The organism is Exiguobacterium sp. s181, from assembly GCF_018617125.1.
Classification (GTDB): domain Bacteria; phylum Bacillota; class Bacilli; order Exiguobacteriales; family Exiguobacteriaceae; genus Exiguobacterium; species Exiguobacterium profundum.
Genome location: NZ_JACSJM010000010.1, coordinates 1 through 18,149, shown reverse-complemented (window position 1 = coordinate 18,149; position 18,149 = coordinate 1). Strand labels below are relative to the sequence as shown.

Below are 18,149 nucleotides of genomic sequence, written 5' to 3'. Positions count from 1 at the left end.
ACGAAGCTTGCGCTTCATTCAAAAATGGTAAAACTTATTTTTGCCTCATCGTTCAGTTTTCAAAGTTCGTCTGCCGCTCTTGGCGACTTAAATATCTTACCAAGTGGAGAAGAAAAGGTCAACCACTTTTTAAAAATATTTTTCGTTTACTCTGTCGCTTATCTCGGCGACGTCTATTAATATATCAGTAAAATAATAACCACGCAACCCTTTTTGTTAAAAAGATTAAAGAAATATATAAAAACTTCATTCGTTCAACCGAAACGATTTTTTCTTTCATTATATAGGACTAAAAATAAAGAAGGCGCGCCATTGGCGTCGCCTTAAGAACGAAGAGACGATAACGAAACATTTCGCTTCTTTGCTTCTTTCAAATAGAAGAAGTAGAGAGCTTCCGCTTGCTTCACTTGAGCAGCTAGCTCTCCCGTGTCCTCTATGCTGACTTCAAGCATCCGACGTTTCGATTCAAACTTAGCCTTAGCTTCTAGCAGCTCAGTCAGTAGTCGTTGATCATAATCATCTCTTAACGACTTACGAAACCATTTCATAGCTCTCTTCTACCTTCCATCGCCCGAGATAGTGTCACTTCATCCGCATACTCCAAGTCTCCACCGACTGGTAGACCATGGGCGAGACGCGTCACGCGAATGCCTGTCGGTTTGAGTAGTCTCGATAAATACATCGAAGTCGCTTCCCCTTCAATGTTCGGGTTGGTCGCTAAAATCACTTCTTGAATCGACTCGTTCTCTTGTAAACGTGTCAGCAAACTTGAAACATTAATATCCTCTGGACCAATCCCTTCCATTGGACTAATGGCTCCATGAAGAACATGATACTTCCCTCTGTACTCCCGCATCTTCTCCATAGCAATCACGTCTCTTGAGTCTTGAACCACACAAACTACCGTTTCATCCCGATGTGAGTCTTTGCAGATTGCACACGGGTCAATATCCGTGATGTGACCACATACGGTACAATACTTTATGTCACGTTTCGCACTCACAAGAGATTTCGCGAACGTCAACACATCATCTTCTTCCATATCTAATACATGGAATGCTAAACGTACCGCAGTTTTCGGTCCAATCCCAGGTAACTTCGTAAAACTCTCAATCAATCGTCCAATGGCTTCAGGGTATTGCAACTCGCATCGATCCTTTCTTCACTTAAAAGCCTGGGAGGTTCATCCCTTGTGTGAAACGTCCCATCTTATCATTCACAAGCTGATCCGCTTGTTTCATTGCATCATTGATTGCTGCTAAGACGAGATCTTGTAACATATCCACATCGTCCGGATCGACAACGTCTTCCGCAATAATGACATCTAAGACTTCTTTATGACCGCTGACGACAACTTTCACCATGCCGCCTCCCGCAGTTCCTTCAACCGATAACTCTTTTAATTCCTCTTGAGCTTTCGCCATATCTTTTTGCATCTTTTGCATCTGTTTCATCATGTTGTTCATGTTTCCCATTCCACGCATTCAGAGCGCCTCCCTTATGTTTCCTCGATTTCAACGACATCGCCAAAACGTTCCATCGCCTGTGCGACTAGCGGATCCTCGGTTTCCGGCTCTTCGACTTGTTCCGTCCGCTCTGCTTGTTTTTGAAGGATGAACTCATTTTTTAGTTCATTCCAATCCGTCTCAAGCACCGCCATGATTTCGCGACGAATTCCCGTCACTTCGAACAACGCCTGTTCAATCACATCGCGCGTACGACCATTTGAACTCACTTGCTCATAGTGCCATGTCATTCCATCTTTAAATTGTACCAGTAAGGTGTCACTTGCACAAAGGACAGCTTCACTTTCATAGAAGAGAGCGAAAATCGGACCATCTTGTATCCGAATATTCGTCATGATATCTCCCCAGCTGTCGCGAATCGCATTCAAGTGCTGTCGTTCGGCCCGCTGTAAGAGTTGGCGAATCCGTTCTTTCGGCACCCGAATCTGTGTCCGTTTCGGAGCAGGTTTCGGCTTTTCTGCTTCTCCACTCGTCACGGCAACACCATTCTTCTTCACTTCATTTAATTCACGGCTCAGTTCACGCACTTGATCTTGTAGTTGTGTCATTTGCTCACTGATCGTCCGGCCTTGTTCCGCGATCCGGATGAATGTTAACTCTACCAACACTTTCGGATGGTTAGATAACCTCATCTGCTGTTGGCAATCATTGAGCTCTTCAATCACTTGGAACAATTCATCCGTTGAAGTCGCTTCGACGAACTGACGAAACTCGTCAGTCGGACGAGCACGTTCCAATAAGTCAGCTGCTTGTGGAGATGCTTTCAAGAGTAACGCATCCCGATGAACGAACACTAAATCTTCGATGAAACGTTTCAAGTCCTTCCCTTCACGTAACATCAATTCAAGCGTACTCAAAATGGCATTTAACTCTTTTCGCTGGAGACCATACGCCATGTCGAGCAACGTTTCATCCGTCACGGCACCCGTGACTTCTAACACCGCTTCTTCCGTCAACCGCCCATCACTGAATGCGAGCGCCTGATCAAGTAAGCTAAGGGCATCTCGCATCCCGCCATCGGCAGCACGTGCGATGAGTTTCAACGCTTCCGGATCGTAGTCATGGTCTTGGTCGTTCAAAATATAGGCCATCCGCGTTTGCAATTGACTCACTTCATGTCGTTTGACATCGAATCGCTGACAGCGGGAAATGATCGTGGCCGGAATTTTATGTGGTTCTGTTGTAGCCAAGATGAATATCGCATGTGCCGGTGGTTCCTCAAGCGTCTTTAACAACGCGTTGAATGCACCGGTCGATAACATATGCACTTCATCAATGATGTATACTTTGTAACGCCCTTGGGACGGCGGATATTTGACTTTGTCTCGAATCTCCCGAATTTCGTCAACTCCGTTGTTCGATGCGGCATCAATTTCAAACACGTCGGGACTTGTCCCTTCCGTGATGGCGATACACGTCGGACAGGTGTTACATGGTTCACGTGTCGGCGCGCTTTCACAGTTGATTGCCTTGGCAATGATTTTCGCCAAACTCGTCTTCCCTGTTCCACGCGGGCCAGAAAACAGGTACGCATGTGACATCCGCTCCTCTAACAGAGCGTTTTGAATCGTACGTGTGATATGGACTTGACCGACGACCTCTTGAAACGATTGAGGTCGATATACACGATATAACGCTTGATACGCCATGAGTTCGCCTCCTTCCTTACTGTTCTTCTCTATCTCATCATACAAAAAAATCTACAGCCCGGGGGCCATAGATTGAAGTTATAAAATAAATCTGCCGCGCACCGATTTCTGAAAGCACGTCAACATGCGTTACTCATGCAGTTTGCTCAGCCCAAGCACCCCTGCGGCACACGGTACGTCACCACTTAAGGCTGCTTCCTTCCGGACCTGACCTGGTTCATGGGTGACCGTTGCGCAGGACTCAGACGTCAACGCCACTTACATAAGGCAGACCACACCAGCGCACTCCCTCGAATCGGGATTCAGTCTCGCTACAGCGGATTGCGAGTGACAGGGCACCGCTACCTCCCCACCTAGCACGGCAAATGGGTAAATGAAATTAGGCACTACCTCGAGTGCTATTACATTATACTGTTTAATCGATTGGGTTGCAACCTCTCTGATTGAGTCGTTCTTGTTTCTTCCTTTCTCGAAGCGCTCGGAAGAAATCTGTTAGGAGCTGTCCACATTCTTCTGCTAAAACATTTTCTGTCACTTCGGCTTGGTGATTGAACCGCTCATCCTGCACCAAGTTCATCAACGTCCCACAACATCCACCTTTCGGGTCGTGGGCACCGAAAATGACACGTTTCACGCGAGACAACACGATTGCGCCCGCACACATCGGGCACGGTTCAAGGGTAACGTATAGTTCGCAGTCTTCTAATCGCCAATTCTCTAGTGTCTCATTGGCCGTTTCAATCGCAATCATCTCGGCATGTGCTGCCGCCAATCGATCCGTCTCACGACGATTGTGCCCGGTTGCGATCACCTGGTCTCCCTTCACGATCACACAACCAATCGGCACCTCGCCGATGGCTTCTGCTTTCTTTGCTTCTTCGATGGCCAATTGCATAAATCGTTCATCACGTTCCATCGATTCACCTCATTTCTTATTTAAAACTATGAAAAAAAATGAAAATCAAATCCCTCGCCATATCGCTCGTATTGTGTGCTAGAATGGAACTTGCACTTTGGATAATGGAGGATGACATCATATGTTTATAACGGTAGAAGGACCGATTGGTGTCGGGAAAACATCACTGGCCCATATCATCAGTCAGCATTTCTCGATGCAGATGCTGAATGAAATTGTAGAAGAGAACCCATTTCTCGGCAAGTTTTATGAAGATATCGAAGAATGGAGTTTCCAAACGGAAATGTTCTTCTTGTGCAATCGATTCAAGCAGTTGGATGATATTCACAAACACCACTTGAGTCAGCAACAATCCGTCGTTTCGGACTATCATATTTTCAAAAACTTGATTTTTGCTCACCGTTCGCTGAAACCGGCACACTTGAACAAGTACGAGCAGATTTATAAGATTTTGACACATGATATGCCGAAACCTGATGTCGTCATTTACTTACATGCCAGCATTGAGACATTAATGAAACGAGTCGCCTTGCGTGGACGTGAAGTGGAAGAGAATATGTCTCGTGATTACCTCGAACAACTTGCTCACGACTATGAGACGTTTGTTGAATCATATCGCGCGGCCCATCCAGAAGTGAAGATTCTCTCGTTCAGTGGGGATGAACTCGACTTTGTACACAATCCGGACGACTTGACTCATGTCCTAAAAACGATTGAGCGTGAATTAGAATTAACTAAAGGAGCCCAAATAAAATGAAGCTGATTGATAAATATAACATCCCGAACGATACGATCATTACAATCGGTGGAATGGTTGGGATCGGGAAATCAACGATCACCAATTCGTTAGCCGATGCATTGAATTTCCGAACGTCTCTCGAAAAAGTAGATACCAACCCTTACCTCGATAAATTCTATCATGATTTCGAACGTTGGAGCTTCCATCTTCAAATTTACTTCTTGGCAGAACGTTTTAAAGAACAGAAGAAAATCTTCCAATACGGTGGCGGCTTCATCCAAGATCGTTCAATCTATGAAGATACAGGCATCTTCGCCAAGATGCACTATGAAAAAGGGACGATGTCACCAACAGACTACGAAACGTATTCTAGTTTGTTCGAGGCAATGGTGTTGACACCATTCTTCCCGCACCCGGATCTATTAATCTATCTCGAAGGTTCGTTCGAACAAGTACTCGAACGCATTCAGATGCGCGGTCGCGAGATGGAGCAGCAAACACCAATCGCTTATTGGGAAGAAATGTACGCCCGCTACACAGAATGGATCAACAACTTCAACCTGTGTCCGGTATTGCGTCTCTCGATTGAAGAGTACGACCTCATCAACGACCCTGATTCAGTTGAACTCATTCTTGAGAAAATCGAAAAGCAACTCACGATTGCGCGCGAAGCAAAAGTGAGATAATCAATAGAAGGATTGCGCCAACGACAGCGTGATCCTTCTTTTTTGTGCATAAAAAAATCCACAGCGCTTATGTCTGTGGATACAAAAAATGCATCTGCCTCTGCAGATGCCCGATTGAAAGCGGAGTTGGTGGGATTCGAACCCACGCGAGCCTTGCGACTCCTAACGGATTTCGAGTCCGTCCCCTTCAGCCGGACTTGGGTACAACTCCAGGCCTAAAAAAGTGTAAAAAAAAGAAAGTGGAGGAGGTGGTGGGATTCGAACCCACGCAGGCTGTTACACCCCTGACGGTTTTCAAGACCGTTCCCTTAAACCACTTGGGTACACCTCCAGAAGATATAAAATTGTGTGAGCCTCCAAAAAAGAAATGGAGGAGGTGGTGGGATTCGAACCCACGCAGGCTGTTACACCCCTGACGGTTTTCAAGACCGTTCCCTTAAACCACTTGGGTACACCTCCAAAGCTCATATGCAATTCGTGAGCAACAGTGTCGCTCGACATGATTTATAGTACCAACTGAAGAGACAGATGTCAAACCCTTTTGTGAAAAAACATTAAAAAAATTAAGCAGCCTCAAAATCGAGGCTGCTCAAGCGTTTAATTCGGCATTTCAATCTTTTCTTTCCCACCCATGTAAGGACGAAGAACTTCTGGAATCACGACCGATCCATCCGCTTGTTGATAATTTTCAAGAATCGCTGCGACCGTCCGTCCGACCGCTAGACCTGAACCGTTCAACGTATGCACGAACTCAGGTTTCGCATTGGCGTCACGACGGAAACGAATTCCCGCACGACGCGCTTGGAAATCTTCAAAGTTTGAGCAAGACGAGATTTCACGATATACCCCTTGTGCCGGCATCCATACTTCAATATCGTATTTTTTCGCGGCAGTGAATCCGAGATCTGCCGTACACATGCTGAGCACTTGATACGGAAGACCGAGACGTTTCAATACTTCTTCGGCATGACCTGTCAACAACTCCAATTGCTCATAAGACTCTTCCGGTTTTACGAAGCGGACGAGCTCGACTTTATTGAATTGGTGTTGACGGATCAACCCACGCGTGTCACGTCCCGCTGACCCAGCTTCAGAACGGAAGTTTGCGCTATATGCTGTATACGCGATTGGAAGTTGTGTCTCCGGAAGAATTTCTTCACGGTGCATGTTCGTGACCGGTACTTCAGCCGTCGGAACGAGGAAGTAGTTCGTATCCGCTACTTTAAATGCATCCTCTTCAAACTTAGGAAGCTGACCCGTTCCTGTCATTGAATCACGATTGACCATGTAAGGAGGTAACACTTCAGCGTACCCATGCTCATCTGAATGAAGGTCCATCATAAAGTTGATCAGGGCACGTTCTAGGCGAGCGCCTAATCCTTTATAGAAGACGAAGCGGCTACCCGTTACTTTTCCAGCGCGCTCGACATCGACGATTTGAAGGTCTTCCATCACGTCCCAATGTTGCTTAGGCTCGAAATCAAACTCAGGCTTTGTCCCGATTTCGCGAATCGTCACGTTGTCGTCTTCCGTTTCGCCGATTGGTGTTGATTCGTGCGGGATATTTGGGATGCTGAGTAAAATCAAGTTGAGTTCTGCCTCAACTTCGCGTAAATCTTCGTCCAACAGTTTGATTTCATCGCCGAGGCGACGTGTCTCTAAAATCGGACCTTCGGCATCTTCTTTGTTCCGCTTCAATTCAGCGATCTGTTTTGTCGCTTCGTTGCGCTTCGCTTTCTTCACTTCGACTTCGTTGATCAAGTCGCGACGTTTCTCCTCTAGTTGTGGGAAGCGGTCAAGTGCACTCAAGTCTTCCCCCCGGTGAGCTAACTTTTCTTTAATCCCTTCAAAATCCTGTCGCAAACGTTTAATGTCTAACATTGCTATTCCTCCTTTTTCATATAAAAAAGGTGGTTCGTCCCTTTCCCGTAGGAAAGGGACGAACCACCTTGGATCCGCGTTGCCACCCTCGTTGCCCAAATGTTTGAGCCACTCGATGCACGTAACGTGTGCGAACGTGACTTGTTTCCAAGTCAATGCTCCGAGGCCGATTCGGTCACGTCATCTCACTAGTTTGCACCAACCACTAGCTCTCTGTCAGTAGACGTACGTAACGTACTTATTCTCATCATCGCATCTGTCATTGAATTAATCTTACTTTACAACATCTCAACTTGTTCGACAAGACTGATTTTTCCAAGTGCGAGTCGGATTTGATCGAGGAAATCCAAAAAAGCTCGCGTTATTCTCGTCAAGAACGAGGCGGTATCGACCGACTCCGCTGTAACAAGTGCCATCTTAGGAGGAGCCTCTCCCTCTAAATAGCGTACGTTCTCCGAAGAATCGATGGTGACCATGCCTGCCTGTGTGTCAGCCTTAATCGGAGCCTCTAAATCAAGCAGATCATATTCGGGCTCCGGTACGGGTCTTCCTTTTTCGACTAATACTTCAAAGTCGTTCGTCGTTCGGACCGCGACTTGCTCTTCCTCGCCTTGAGAGACCGTTGCCATCTTGGAGATTGTCTCCCCCATCCGCAAGATTGGGGTCATCACGAAATCCGCATAAGCATAATCATGTAGCGCTTTCGTTGCTGCATAACGTCCCTCGTCCGATGTTGCACCGAGGACGACCGACAAAACGGTACGCCCATCCCGTGTGGATACGCCGATGAAACAATATCCCGCCTCATTCGTCGTGCCTGTCTTGAAGCCGAGCATTCCCGGATAAGCGAGGTCACGATTAGCGAGCATGCGATTCGTCGCATCAAATCGAACACCGTCGACGTCCACGTATGCCCGCTTCGTCACATCAAGTACTTCCGGATACGTCGTCAAATACGCAATCGCGAGCTTCATCAAATCCTTGGCAGACGTCAAATTGTCTCCTGGTAGACCTGCAGATTCGGAATCGAGTCCTGAGGCGTTTGCGAACGTCGTTTGGGTCATCCCGAGTTCATCGGCCCGACGATTCATCTCTTTGACGAATGCCTCTTCCGAACCGGATACGGCCTCCCCGAGCGTTACGGCCGCTTCATTCGCTGAACGAATCAACGCGGCATCGTATAACTCTTTGACGGTATATGGTTTATTTAACAGCGGGATTCGTGCCAACCCTGGCTTTCTCGTCAACGCCAAAGCAGCATCGCTCGGTGTGATTTCTTGTGTCCAACTGAGTTTTCCTGCTTCAATCGCCTCACGCGTCAAAAATGCTGTCATCAGCTTCGTGATCGAAGCCGGCTGAAGCATTGAATCTTCTTGTTTGGCAAATAGAACTTGTCCTGTCGTCACGTCTACAAGCATCGCGCTTGCTGCATCCACTTTCGGAGCGGCCGCAGAGGCAGCCGATGGCAAGATGGTCTGCATGACGAATACGACTGTGAGCAATATGATGAAATAACGAGCCTTCACATCGTTTCCCCTTTCTGTACGCTTCTTTGTTCAGTGTAACAAAAAATAAGTTTGAAGGACCCCCTTTTTGCGAGGTCCTTCAAACTTATACATGTTGACTCTGATTCGCTTTGACCATCTCGATAAAATAGCGATGTAACGAGAGGTCATCCGTCAATTCGGGGTGGAACGAGCAAGCAAAATACTGATTGTAACGGACCGCCACAATCGCTTCCTCGACTTCAGCAAGCACATCTACTTCTGGTTCAACGCGCGCCACTTGTGGGGCACGAATGAAGACCGCTTCGACTGGCTCATCGATTCCTTTCACTGGAAGGTCGACTTCAAAACTGTCGACCTGACGTCCGAACGCATTGCGTTTCACTGTCATCGGGATTTTCATCAAGTGGGCGTCATACCCTTCGACTTCGTTCGCGAGAAGAATCATGCCGGCACATGTGCCGAACATCGGTAACGTTTCCATCTCTCGAAGTGGTTCGAGCAGACCGTAACGGTCGAGTAATCGCCGCATCGCCGTACTCTCTCCCCCTGGTAACACGAGTCCGTCAATCGCTTGCAAGTCTTCTAGCGAGCGGACTACAACGGTTTGGGCACCGAGCGCTTCAAGCATGCGAACATGCTCCCGAATCGCGCCCTGCATCCCTAATACGCCAATCGTCACCATCTTACCAGCCTCGTGGTGCCATGAGTTCTTCTTCTTTGAGCGTGCGGACGTCAAGTCCTTTCATCGCCTCACCCAATCCTTTTGACAAGTGCGCGATCCGCTCATAGTCATCGTGGTATGTCGTTGCTTCCACGATGGCACGTGCAAATTTCTCTGGATTCTCTGCTTTAAAGATCCCTGATCCGACAAAGACTCCGTCTGCCCCGAGATGCATCATCAAGGCAGCGTCCGCTGGTGTCGCAATTCCACCTGCCGCAAAGTTTACGACCGGGAGACGACCCGCTTCACGAATCTGCATCAATACTTCAAACGGTGCACCGAGGTCGCGCGCCTCTGTCATGACCTCATCCACACTCATCGACAAGAGACGTTTCACTTGCGCTTGGACTGTACGCATATGACGAACCGCTTCGACGATGTTCCCTGTTCCTGGTTCCCCTTTTGTACGAATCATCGCTGCCCCTTCACCGATACGGCGGGCTGCTTCACCGAGGTCGCGTGCTCCACATACGAACGGCGCCGTGTAGTCGCGCTTGTACAAGTGGAACTCTTCGTCGGCTGGTGTCAACACTTCGCTCTCGTCAATGAAGTCGACCCCCATCGACTCGAGAACGCGTGCTTCAGCGATGTGCCCGATCCGGCATTTTGCCATAACCGGTACAGATACTGCCCCCATGACATCTTCAATGATTGTCGGGTCAGCCATACGGGCAACGCCGCCCATTTTACGGATATCTGATGGTACACGTTCGAGCGCCATGACAGCCACAGCACCGGCAGCTTCAGCGATCTTCGCCTGTTCGGCGTTGATGACGTCCATGATGACGCCACCTTTTTGCATTTCTGCCATCCCACGTTTTACTTTATCTGTCCCTACTTGTCTCTTTTCCATTGAAATCCCTCCATTGGTTCGTGTTCTACTTGCTAGTATAAGTTGTATTGACTATATTAAAAGTGTCAGTTTCTTATTATTTAAAGTGGTCAGTTTAAATAAAGGACTCCATTTCATCTATCCCGAACCTGTTGAAGTATAAAGGAGGAATACGTATGTTAAACCGTGATTCGTTTGATGGGGGTCATCGTGCCTCATTCGGTACACCCGGGATTGTCTCTTTCATCATCATTCTTGGGTTTATGCTCTACTTCTTTTTTGGTTCATAAAGAAAGGAATGTCACACCATGGACATGCTTACCTTATCGCTTGATCAAGAGTCGTCCATCCCGCTTTACGAACAATTGTACAAACACATTCGGGATGCCATCCTCGACGATACATTAAAAACAGGAACTAAATTACCTTCAAAGCGTAAACTCTCTCAATTTTTAGATGTGTCGCAGACAACGGTCGAGTTCGCATATGCCCAGTTACTCGCCGAAGGATACATCGAATCCATTCCTCGAAAAGGATTTTATGTGTTACCACAAGAGGAGCTGTACGTCCGGCGCTCGAGTAGCACCATCGCCCCGGTACCTCCACGAAAGACGTATGCTTATGATGTTTCCCCGAGTCAAATCGACACGACTGCCTTCCCGTTTGAACGGTGGAAGCGACATATCAAACATGTCGTCGATGACGTGAATCATGAATTACTTGCGTTAGGTTCTGTTCAAGGAGATCTAGAATTGCGTCAAGAAATTGCCACGTATCTCTATCACTCTCGCGGCGTACAGTGCTCACCAGAACAGATCATCGTCGGCTCCGGAACGGAACAGTTGTTGCCACAGCTCTTGAATCTCTTACCGGACTCGTCTATCTTCGGAATCGAAGACCCTGGCTATCCGCTCACGCGCCTGTTGTTCGAGCAACAAGGACGCACATCGATTCCGATTCCGGTAGACGATAGTGGTGTTTGTGTGAATGAGCTCGAGCGTCATGCAATCGATGCACTATATGTCACACCTGCTCATCAATTTCCGACAGGGACCGTCTTGTCCGTCAGTCGAAGACAACGTTTGTTAAATTGGGCACTCGTCCATCAGACGTATATCATCGAAGACGATTACGACAGCGAGTTTCGCTATAGCGGCAAGCCGATCCCGTCCCTGCAGAGCATGGACCCGAACGAACGGGTCATCTACATCAGTACGTTTTCAAAATCTCTCATGCCATCCTTACGCATCGGCTATATGGTCTTACCGACACCCTTGTTAAACCGTTATCGGGAACGACACCAGTATTTCACCTGTAGCGTTCCCCGGTTCGAACAACAAACGTTGGCCTTATTTATGTCGAGCGGTGACTTTGAGAAGCATTTGAACCGGATGCGAAAAATATACCGTCGTAAGTTAGAAAGTGTCCTCGCTGCCTTCCGACCATTCGAACCGACCGTCACCGTGACCGGAGCAAGTGCCGGATTGCACGTCGTGTTGACCATCGCCACCGTGCGAACGGAGCAAGAATTGAAGCAGTCCGCCGAATCCGCCGGAATCGCCATTAAATCCATGAACGACTATCGCATCGTGCATCCAGACTCCCACAAGCAATTTCTGTTCGGGTTTGCGCATTTGCCGGAGTCGACGTTACCTGACGTGATTGAGCAGTTGATGGTTGCGTGGGCAGTTGCAAAAGGAGGAAAATCATGAATCGACGTATCCGATGGTTCATCGGACTTTTACTCATCGGGAGCGGCGTCCTCTTTTTGACGAGCCCGATTTGGAAAAATGCCATTGCTAGTTCGACGAGTGAATACGTGATAGAACAGATGGAATTTCAAGAAGAGAGCGAATTGGATTCAAGCTATGATTTCAAAGCCGTCAGCCCACTCTCTGTATCGGACGTCCTACAAGCGCGCAATCGGTTTCATGATTTGCCGACAATCGGTGTGATTTCGATTCCCGATGTCTCACTGAAACTTCCCATCATGAAAGGATTGGACAATGAAAGTCTCGCGGTAGGCGCCGGAACGATGCATCCTGAACAAGAGATGGGCAAAGGGAACTACGCGCTCGCCGGCCACTATTTACAACGAGCGACCGCTCTATTCGGACCGCTCCATGAAATCGAGGTCGGTGCGACGATCTACCTTCAGGATGAAGCGCAAACGTACGAGTACGTAGTCACTTCGCTTGAAACCGTCTCTCCTGAACGAGTCGATGTATTGGATGACACCTCCACCCCAACCATCACGTTAATCACGTGTACGTTCGATACGACAGAGCGCCTGATTGTAAAAGGAAAGCTCGTCGCTCCATCCTCTTGACCGCTTCTCCTTTCAAAATAGGAGAGGCGGTTTATTATTTTTGCAAAAACATATTGTTAGCGCTTTCAAGTTCCGCTAAACTGTTTTTGAAAACGTTTGCATAAAAGTGTGCAAATATATTTGACAGGAAGAGGTGCCTCATGAAAAAAATAACCGCTCGTCAGGCTTCGACGCTGATCCTTTCCGGAGCATTACTCATTCAAGCCGGTGTCCCGATGAACGCATTGGCCGAACCGACTACGATGACGATTGATGGATCGAAAACAGACTGGACTTCAACCCCAGCTCTTGCGACTTCCCCGGCTACAGGTTGGCAAGGATTTGATGTCGGTGATTTATACATACAAAACGACACCCAACATCTTTATTTTTATGTAGATGCGAACAATGTCCCGAATTGGGGTGACAACGGACAATACATTAACATCGCCCTTCAAATTAACGATGAGGATTCTGGCATCTCTAAAAATCCACTCGGATACCCATTCGACTTTACAGGCGTCGACAAGGCACCACAATATCATATTCTCGTTCGTGTCGATGGCGATCAAAAAGTCAAAGAGGCGGCCCTCTATAAGGCTGGACAGGATACCCCTCTCTTACAATTGAACCAATTGAACGGGGCGGCTTTTGCAGTGGACCGGACGAAAGGATTCGAAGGAAAGATTCCGCTCTCCTTACTCGGTCTAAGCAATGGAGACCAAGTCCGTGCCTTGACTGTATTGAGCGGCAATAATGCAGGAGAACATGGTGCGTTCGATACGATTCCAAGTAACGTGGCGAACCAATTGGCGAACAGCTGGAACGTCGCTGCTACTCCGTCGACGCAATCTGTGTATAGTGCCCCGTTCACGTTAAATGGGGTGGAGACGATTGATCAGCTTGAGGTCGTTTCGGTGACCCCGGCTTCAGCCTCAATCGACGTGGATGTGTCTGCCCCAATCACATGGACGTTCAACGAACCCGTCCGTCTCGATACTGAAGCAGTCACGCTACAACAAGGAGAAACAAAAATCCCTGTCGACGTGACAGTGAACGGTTCGACCGTGACACTTCAGCCGAAAGAGGCACTCGCCCTCGATACGTCCTATACGGCGACAATCCCAGCGGACGCAGTGACCGGGACGATTTCGAACACGTCACTCCCTGCCTTGACGACTTCGTTCAAAACGGCAACCAAGCTCGCCGATCCGTGGGAAACGACTCGTTATATCGAGATGAAATATGTCCGCGCGGATGGAGATTATACGGATTGGAACTTGTGGACGTGGAGCACCGGCAAAAAAGACGGCCAAGTTGATCCATATCGTATCACGGAGGACGGTGCCATCTTCCGAATTCCCGTCGGTCAAGACGCCACCAAAGTCGGATTTGTAATCCGAAAAGGAACGGATTGGGCTGTGAAGGACGCATACGGAGAAGACAGATACGTCACGCTTGGAGAAGACCGTGTCACGAAGGTCCGCGTCGAAAGCGGTAAAGGGACGTTCCATCAAGTTCCGACGATTAACGGACCGGTGTACGGTACAGACGGGATCAGTTTCTTCTATCGCGATGTAGCACTCTATGAATCCGGAAAAATGAGTGAAATCGAACAGGTCGCACTCAAAATCAATGGTGAAACTTATCCGATGACGTATGAGGCTGAAAACGAATGGTTCCGTCACACCGTGCGCTTGCCTGAAGGCGTTCATGATTACACGTATCTCGTCACAAAAGACGGGGTGACGACTGAAGTGAAGGATCCATACTTTGAGTCTTCTCAAATCGAGTATCGCCAACCGACCGTCAAACTCACTTCTTCAGTCAGTCCAAAAGCGATTAGTTCCCGCGAAAATGCCGTCCTACGGGTGAAACCAACTTTACCGAAGGGCGTGACGCTTCGTGAACTCTACATCGATGCACGACCTCTCGGTGGACCCGCTAAGTTGCACATCGACCGTGCATTGAATGCACAAACCATTGCGGTGAAAGATACGGTCAAACCAGGAAACAAGACGCTCTCTGTCACAGCCGTCGACCAATATGGAAATGTCCATCGCTCGAAGACTACCATCCGTGTCGTTCCGAAATCGATGAAAGAGAAACAAGCCTTTGATTGGGATGAGGCACGAATCTACTTCATGCTGACCGACCGTTTCTATAACGGGGACGTGTCCAATGACAATCCGAACCGTGAGTACTACGACAAAGACCATCCGGAATCATACCACGGAGGGGATTTTGCGGGCGTCACGAAAAAGCTCGATTATCTAGATGACTTAGGCATCAATACGATCTGGATCACACCGATTGTGGATAACATCGATTGGGATTTGCGTTATGGGAAAGACGGATCTCAATATGGCTATCACGGATACTGGGCGAAAAACTTTGAGAAACTTGATGAACATCTTGGAGATATGGCCGCATTCCATAAACTCATTGACGAGGCGCATAAGCGCGGCATCAAAATCATGGTCGATGTCGTCTTGAACCATCCAGGCTATGGCATGGAACCAGGCGCAAGTTCAGACGTCACGAATTTCCCGACGGATGCGGAACGCCAAGTATTCGATGGCATGATTCGTGAGAATCCGGTTGACGGGGACGACCAAAGAATGTCCTTGTCCGGTCTTCCTGATTTCAAGACCGAGGAAGCGGCCGTGCGGGAGCAATTGGTCAAATGGCAGACCGATTGGATCAAACGTTCGAAAACGAAAAAAGGAAACACGATTGACTATTTCCGTGTCGATACGGTCAAACATGTGGATTCAACGACGTGGAAGTCATTCAAAAATGAGCTGACAACAATCAAACCAGATTTCAAACTCATCGGCGAACACTATGGTGCCAGCATCAACAACACAGGCGGCTATTTGAGAAGTGGTCAAATGGATTCCTTGCTCGACTTCGATTTTAAATACCAGGCCGAGCGATTCGTAAACGGCAACGTTGAAGATGTAGAAAAAGCGCTCCAATACCGGAATAACCAATTATCGAATGAAGCAACACTTGGACAATTCTTAAGTAGCCATGACGAAGATGGATTCCTCGTCTCGCGTGCAGGTGGAGATACAGGCAAGCAAATGATCGCTGCTGCCCTTCAGATTACGGCCAAAGGTCAACCGGTCATCTATTACGGAGAAGAGGTCGGACAATCTGGGAAACATGCAGGGGATATGGACAAAGGTGAATTTAACGAGAACCGCTATGACTTCGACTGGTCACGTGTCAAAGGAGAAGGGAAAGCGATGCATACGCATTACCAGAAGCTATTGAATATTCGTGCAGACTATTCTCACGTATTCAGTAAAGGAACGCGTTCATCCGTCGCTGTGAATGCTACTTCTGGTTATTCGATCTTTGAGCGGGCCTACGGCAAACAGTCTGTTCTTGTCGGATTGAACACGAAAGAAAAAGCGCAAACCGTTTCATTTAAGACGTCGTACAAGGCGAAGACCGTTTTGATTGACCGCTATAGCGGCAAGTCATACACGGTTCAAAAAGACGGGAAGGTGACCGTCTCACTTCCTGCACAAGATCAGGGAGGAACTGTCATTTTAGTCGAGAAACGCAAATAAAGAACCGCCATCCTGAGTGAACAGGATGGCGGCTTTTCATTAACGTGAATAGTTTGGTGCTTCTTTTGTGATGTTGACATCGTGTGGGTGGCTCTCTTGGAGTCCAGCACCTGTCATACGAATGAACTGTGTGTCTTCACGAAGGGCACGAATGTCGGCAGCGCCGCAATACCCCATACCTGAACGAAGACCACCGATCAATTGATAGACCGTGTCAGCCAGTTCACCGCGATACGCGACGCGACCTTCGATACCTTCTGGAACGAATTTTTTGTCCGCTTCCTGGAAGTAACGGTCTTGGCTTCCGCGTTTCATCGATGCTTCCGATCCCATACCACGGTATGTCTTGAATTGACGACCTTGGTAGATTTCCATCTCACCTGGGCTCTCTTTCACACCTGCGAGCAAGCTTCCGAGCATGACTGCGTTGGCTCCTGCGGCAATCGCTTTGACGATATCACCAGAGTACTTGATTCCACCGTCAGCGATGACTGAGACACCGTGCTCTTTCGCTTCCATCACGCAATCATAGACTGCTGTGATTTGTGGAACACCGACACCTGCGACGACACGTGTCGTACAGATCGAGCCTGGTCCAATCCCAACTTTAATGACGGATGCTCCTGCTTCAATCAATGCACGTGTCGCTTCTGCTGTCGCCACGTTCCCTGCGATGATTGGAAGAGATGGGAACATATCACGTAATTCACGAACCTTTTCAAGTACACCAGCTGAGTGACCGTGTGCCGTATCGATGACCAGTGCATCCACACCTGCTTCAACCAACACTTGAGCACGTGAGGCCGCGTCTTTCGTCACACCGACTGCAGCTGCGACAAGAAGACGACCTTGCTTATCTTTTGCTGCGTTCGGGAACTGTTCGACCTTCTCGATATCTTTCGTCGTAATGAGACCTTTCAATACGCCGTTCTCATCGACAAGTGGAAGTTTCTCGATACGATGTTGATGAAGGATACGTTCAGCTTCTTCAAGCGATGTACCCACTTTTGCTGTGATAAGGTTCTCTGTCGTCATGACATCTTTGATCACCGTCGAATAGTCTTTGATGAAGCGAAGATCACGATTCGTTAAAATACCGATCAATTGACGCTCTTCTTCTGAGTTGACGATTGGAACGCCCGAAATACGGTATTTACTCATCAAGTATTCTGCATCATATACTTGACGGTCTGGAGTTAAATAGAACGGGTTTGTGATGACACCATTTTCTGAGCGCTTTACGCGATCGACGTGCTCAGCCTGCATTTCCATCGACATGTTCTTGTGAATGACACCTAAACCACCTTGACGGGCCATAGCGATCGCCATTGGGGCTTCAGTGACAGTATCCATACCGGCACTGATGATTGGAATATTTAATTCGAGTCCTTCACAGAGCTTCGTGCTTAAATCAACGTCACGTGGTAAAACATTTGAAAACCGTGGTACGAGTAATACATCATCAAATGTTAAACCTTCTTTTGCAAACTTATTTTCCCACATAAAAATTGATGGCCCCTTTCTCGTTCTACCTACATCTTTGTTTCGAAATATTTCTGTAATGGTAACAGGTATAACGCAAAAGTGCAATTCAATTCCCGATGTTCAGAAAGTTCAGAATTGTGTTCATTGACTTAAATTATATGCAAATTGTTCGGAATTTCATTGTGTGGATCAGTAGATCCTGGAGTTCGGTTTCATTATGAACGTAAAAAAACGACCGAGCGTATGCTCGGTCGTCCTCTGCGTTGTTGCCTGGCAACGTCCTATCCTCACAGGGGGAGATCCCCCAACTACTT

The 18,149-nt window shown here is 47.9% G+C and carries 16 protein-coding genes, 3 tRNA genes, 1 other RNA gene and 1 other annotated feature; of the genes, 6 read left to right on the top strand and 14 right to left on the bottom strand.

Annotation, left to right across the window (positions count from 1 at the left end; translation table 11 throughout):
* A partial coding sequence (locus tag KNO70_RS15830) for a hypothetical protein (RefSeq protein WP_214686310.1) occupies positions 1-180 on the top strand: 180 nt, incomplete at its 5' end.
* A gap of 143 nt (positions 181-323) precedes the next feature.
* On the opposite strand, the gene KNO70_RS15825 is transcribed toward KNO70_RS15830, so the two are convergent.
* From KNO70_RS15825 to tadA, 6 genes are all read right to left on the bottom strand, one after another.
* Positions 324-548, bottom strand: a complete 225-nt coding sequence (locus KNO70_RS15825; protein ID WP_012727752.1) for a YaaL family protein — start codon at positions 546-548, stop codon at positions 324-326.
* The gene (recR, locus tag KNO70_RS15820) at positions 545-1,144 is read right to left on the bottom strand and encodes a recombination mediator RecR (RefSeq protein ID WP_012727753.1); all 600 of its coding nucleotides are present in this window, start codon (positions 1,142-1,144) and stop codon (positions 545-547) included. Before recR ends, KNO70_RS15825 begins: the two co-directional genes overlap by 4 nt.
* Before the next feature lie 22 nt (positions 1,145-1,166).
* A complete protein-coding gene (locus tag KNO70_RS15815; protein WP_012727754.1) occupies positions 1,167-1,484 on the bottom strand; it encodes a YbaB/EbfC family nucleoid-associated protein in 318 nt (105 codons plus the stop codon).
* A 14-nt stretch (positions 1,485-1,498) separates the two neighbouring features.
* Positions 1,499-3,175, bottom strand: coding sequence for a DNA polymerase III subunit gamma/tau (dnaX, locus tag KNO70_RS15810; protein ID WP_214812832.1), 1,677 nt, complete (start codon positions 3,173-3,175; stop codon positions 1,499-1,501).
* 94 nt (positions 3,176-3,269) lie between these two features.
* An RNA gene (gene ffs / locus KNO70_RS15805) (signal recognition particle sRNA large type) lies at positions 3,270-3,537 on the bottom strand.
* 53 nt (positions 3,538-3,590) lie between these two features.
* Entirely contained in the window at positions 3,591-4,091 is a 501-nt protein-coding gene (gene tadA / locus KNO70_RS15800; protein ID WP_078145941.1) for a tRNA adenosine(34) deaminase TadA, read from the bottom strand.
* A gap of 121 nt (positions 4,092-4,212) precedes the next feature.
* Between tadA and KNO70_RS15795 the strand changes: the two genes are divergently transcribed.
* Positions 4,213-4,848: a deoxynucleoside kinase gene (locus tag KNO70_RS15795; RefSeq protein ID WP_012727757.1), complete on the top strand. Its 636-nt coding sequence runs from the start codon at positions 4,213-4,215 to the stop codon at positions 4,846-4,848.
* Entirely contained in the window at positions 4,845-5,516 is a 672-nt protein-coding gene (locus tag KNO70_RS15790) for a deoxynucleoside kinase (protein WP_012727758.1), read from the top strand. Before KNO70_RS15795 ends, KNO70_RS15790 begins: the two co-directional genes overlap by 4 nt.
* 121 nt (positions 5,517-5,637) lie before the next feature.
* On the opposite strand, the gene KNO70_RS15785 is transcribed toward KNO70_RS15790, so the two are convergent.
* From KNO70_RS15785 to pdxS, 7 genes are all read right to left on the bottom strand, one after another.
* Positions 5,638-5,727: transfer RNA gene (locus tag KNO70_RS15785), tRNA-Ser, on the bottom strand.
* A 29-nt stretch (positions 5,728-5,756) separates the two neighbouring features.
* A tRNA-Ser gene (locus KNO70_RS15780) sits at positions 5,757-5,847 on the bottom strand.
* 37 nt (positions 5,848-5,884) lie between these two features.
* A tRNA-Ser gene (locus KNO70_RS15775) sits at positions 5,885-5,975 on the bottom strand.
* Positions 5,976-6,113: 138 nt separating this feature from the next.
* The gene (gene serS, locus KNO70_RS15770; protein ID WP_214812831.1) at positions 6,114-7,397 is read right to left on the bottom strand and encodes a serine--tRNA ligase; all 1,284 of its coding nucleotides are present in this window, start codon (positions 7,395-7,397) and stop codon (positions 6,114-6,116) included.
* Positions 7,398-7,448: 51 nt separating this feature from the next.
* Positions 7,449-7,657 (bottom strand) — a binding site (T-box leader).
* Positions 7,658-7,675: 18 nt separating this feature from the next.
* Positions 7,676-8,923: a D-alanyl-D-alanine carboxypeptidase family protein gene (locus tag KNO70_RS15765; RefSeq protein WP_214812830.1), complete on the bottom strand. Its 1,248-nt coding sequence runs from the start codon at positions 8,921-8,923 to the stop codon at positions 7,676-7,678.
* 85 nt (positions 8,924-9,008) lie between these two features.
* Positions 9,009-9,584: a pyridoxal 5'-phosphate synthase glutaminase subunit PdxT gene (gene pdxT / locus KNO70_RS15760; RefSeq protein WP_371816110.1), complete on the bottom strand. Its 576-nt coding sequence runs from the start codon at positions 9,582-9,584 to the stop codon at positions 9,009-9,011.
* Between the two features lie 4 nt (positions 9,585-9,588).
* Positions 9,589-10,479, bottom strand: a complete 891-nt coding sequence (gene pdxS, locus KNO70_RS15755; RefSeq protein WP_012727762.1) for a pyridoxal 5'-phosphate synthase lyase subunit PdxS — start codon at positions 10,477-10,479, stop codon at positions 9,589-9,591.
* Positions 10,480-10,766: 287 nt separating this feature from the next.
* Between pdxS and pdxR the strand changes: the two genes are divergently transcribed.
* The 3 genes from pdxR to KNO70_RS15740 all read left to right on the top strand — a co-directional run bounded on the left by pdxR (position 10,767) and on the right by KNO70_RS15740 (position 16,350).
* Positions 10,767-12,170, top strand: a complete 1,404-nt coding sequence (gene pdxR / locus KNO70_RS15750) for a MocR-like pyridoxine biosynthesis transcription factor PdxR (RefSeq protein ID WP_214812828.1) — start codon at positions 10,767-10,769, stop codon at positions 12,168-12,170.
* Positions 12,167-12,787, top strand: a complete 621-nt coding sequence (locus KNO70_RS15745; protein ID WP_214812827.1) for a class A sortase — start codon at positions 12,167-12,169, stop codon at positions 12,785-12,787. Before pdxR ends, KNO70_RS15745 begins: the two co-directional genes overlap by 4 nt.
* A 140-nt stretch (positions 12,788-12,927) precedes the next feature.
* Positions 12,928-16,350 carry an alpha-amylase family glycosyl hydrolase gene (locus KNO70_RS15740; protein ID WP_214812826.1) on the top strand — a complete coding sequence of 1,141 codons (3,423 nt, stop codon included), beginning with the start codon at positions 12,928-12,930 and terminating at the stop codon, positions 16,348-16,350.
* Between the two features lie 39 nt (positions 16,351-16,389).
* Here the strand turns inward: KNO70_RS15740 and guaB are convergent, their stop codons facing one another.
* Positions 16,390-17,853, bottom strand: coding sequence for an IMP dehydrogenase (gene guaB / locus KNO70_RS15735; protein WP_012727767.1), 1,464 nt, complete (start codon positions 17,851-17,853; stop codon positions 16,390-16,392).
* Positions 17,854-18,149 lie beyond the last annotated feature (296 nt).

What these genes read in the sequence shown, in the direction of transcription:
- KNO70_RS15745 (WP_214812827.1), top strand. Translation starts at nt 12,167, where the DNA reads ATGAATCGACGTATCCGATGGTTCATCGGACTTTTACTCATCGGGAGC.
- KNO70_RS15790 (WP_012727758.1), top strand. Translation starts at nt 4,845, where the DNA reads ATGAAGCTGATTGATAAATATAACATCCCGAACGATACGATCATTACA.
- guaB (WP_012727767.1), bottom strand. Translation starts at nt 17,853, where the DNA reads ATGTGGGAAAATAAGTTTGCAAAAGAAGGTTTAACATTTGATGATGTA.
- serS (WP_214812831.1), bottom strand. Translation starts at nt 7,397, where the DNA reads ATGTTAGACATTAAACGTTTGCGACAGGATTTTGAAGGGATTAAAGAA.
- pdxR (WP_214812828.1), top strand. Translation starts at nt 10,767, where the DNA reads ATGGACATGCTTACCTTATCGCTTGATCAAGAGTCGTCCATCCCGCTT.
- KNO70_RS15825 (WP_012727752.1), bottom strand. Translation starts at nt 548, where the DNA reads ATGAAATGGTTTCGTAAGTCGTTAAGAGATGATTATGATCAACGACTA.
- KNO70_RS15815 (WP_012727754.1), bottom strand. Translation starts at nt 1,484, where the DNA reads ATGCGTGGAATGGGAAACATGAACAACATGATGAAACAGATGCAAAAG.
- KNO70_RS15795 (WP_012727757.1), top strand. Translation starts at nt 4,213, where the DNA reads ATGTTTATAACGGTAGAAGGACCGATTGGTGTCGGGAAAACATCACTG.
- pdxS (WP_012727762.1), bottom strand. Translation starts at nt 10,479, where the DNA reads ATGGAAAAGAGACAAGTAGGGACAGATAAAGTAAAACGTGGGATGGCA.
- tadA (WP_078145941.1), bottom strand. Translation starts at nt 4,091, where the DNA reads ATGGAACGTGATGAACGATTTATGCAATTGGCCATCGAAGAAGCAAAG.
- KNO70_RS15740 (WP_214812826.1), top strand. Translation starts at nt 12,928, where the DNA reads ATGAAAAAAATAACCGCTCGTCAGGCTTCGACGCTGATCCTTTCCGGA.
- dnaX (WP_214812832.1), bottom strand. Translation starts at nt 3,175, where the DNA reads ATGGCGTATCAAGCGTTATATCGTGTATATCGACCTCAATCGTTTCAA.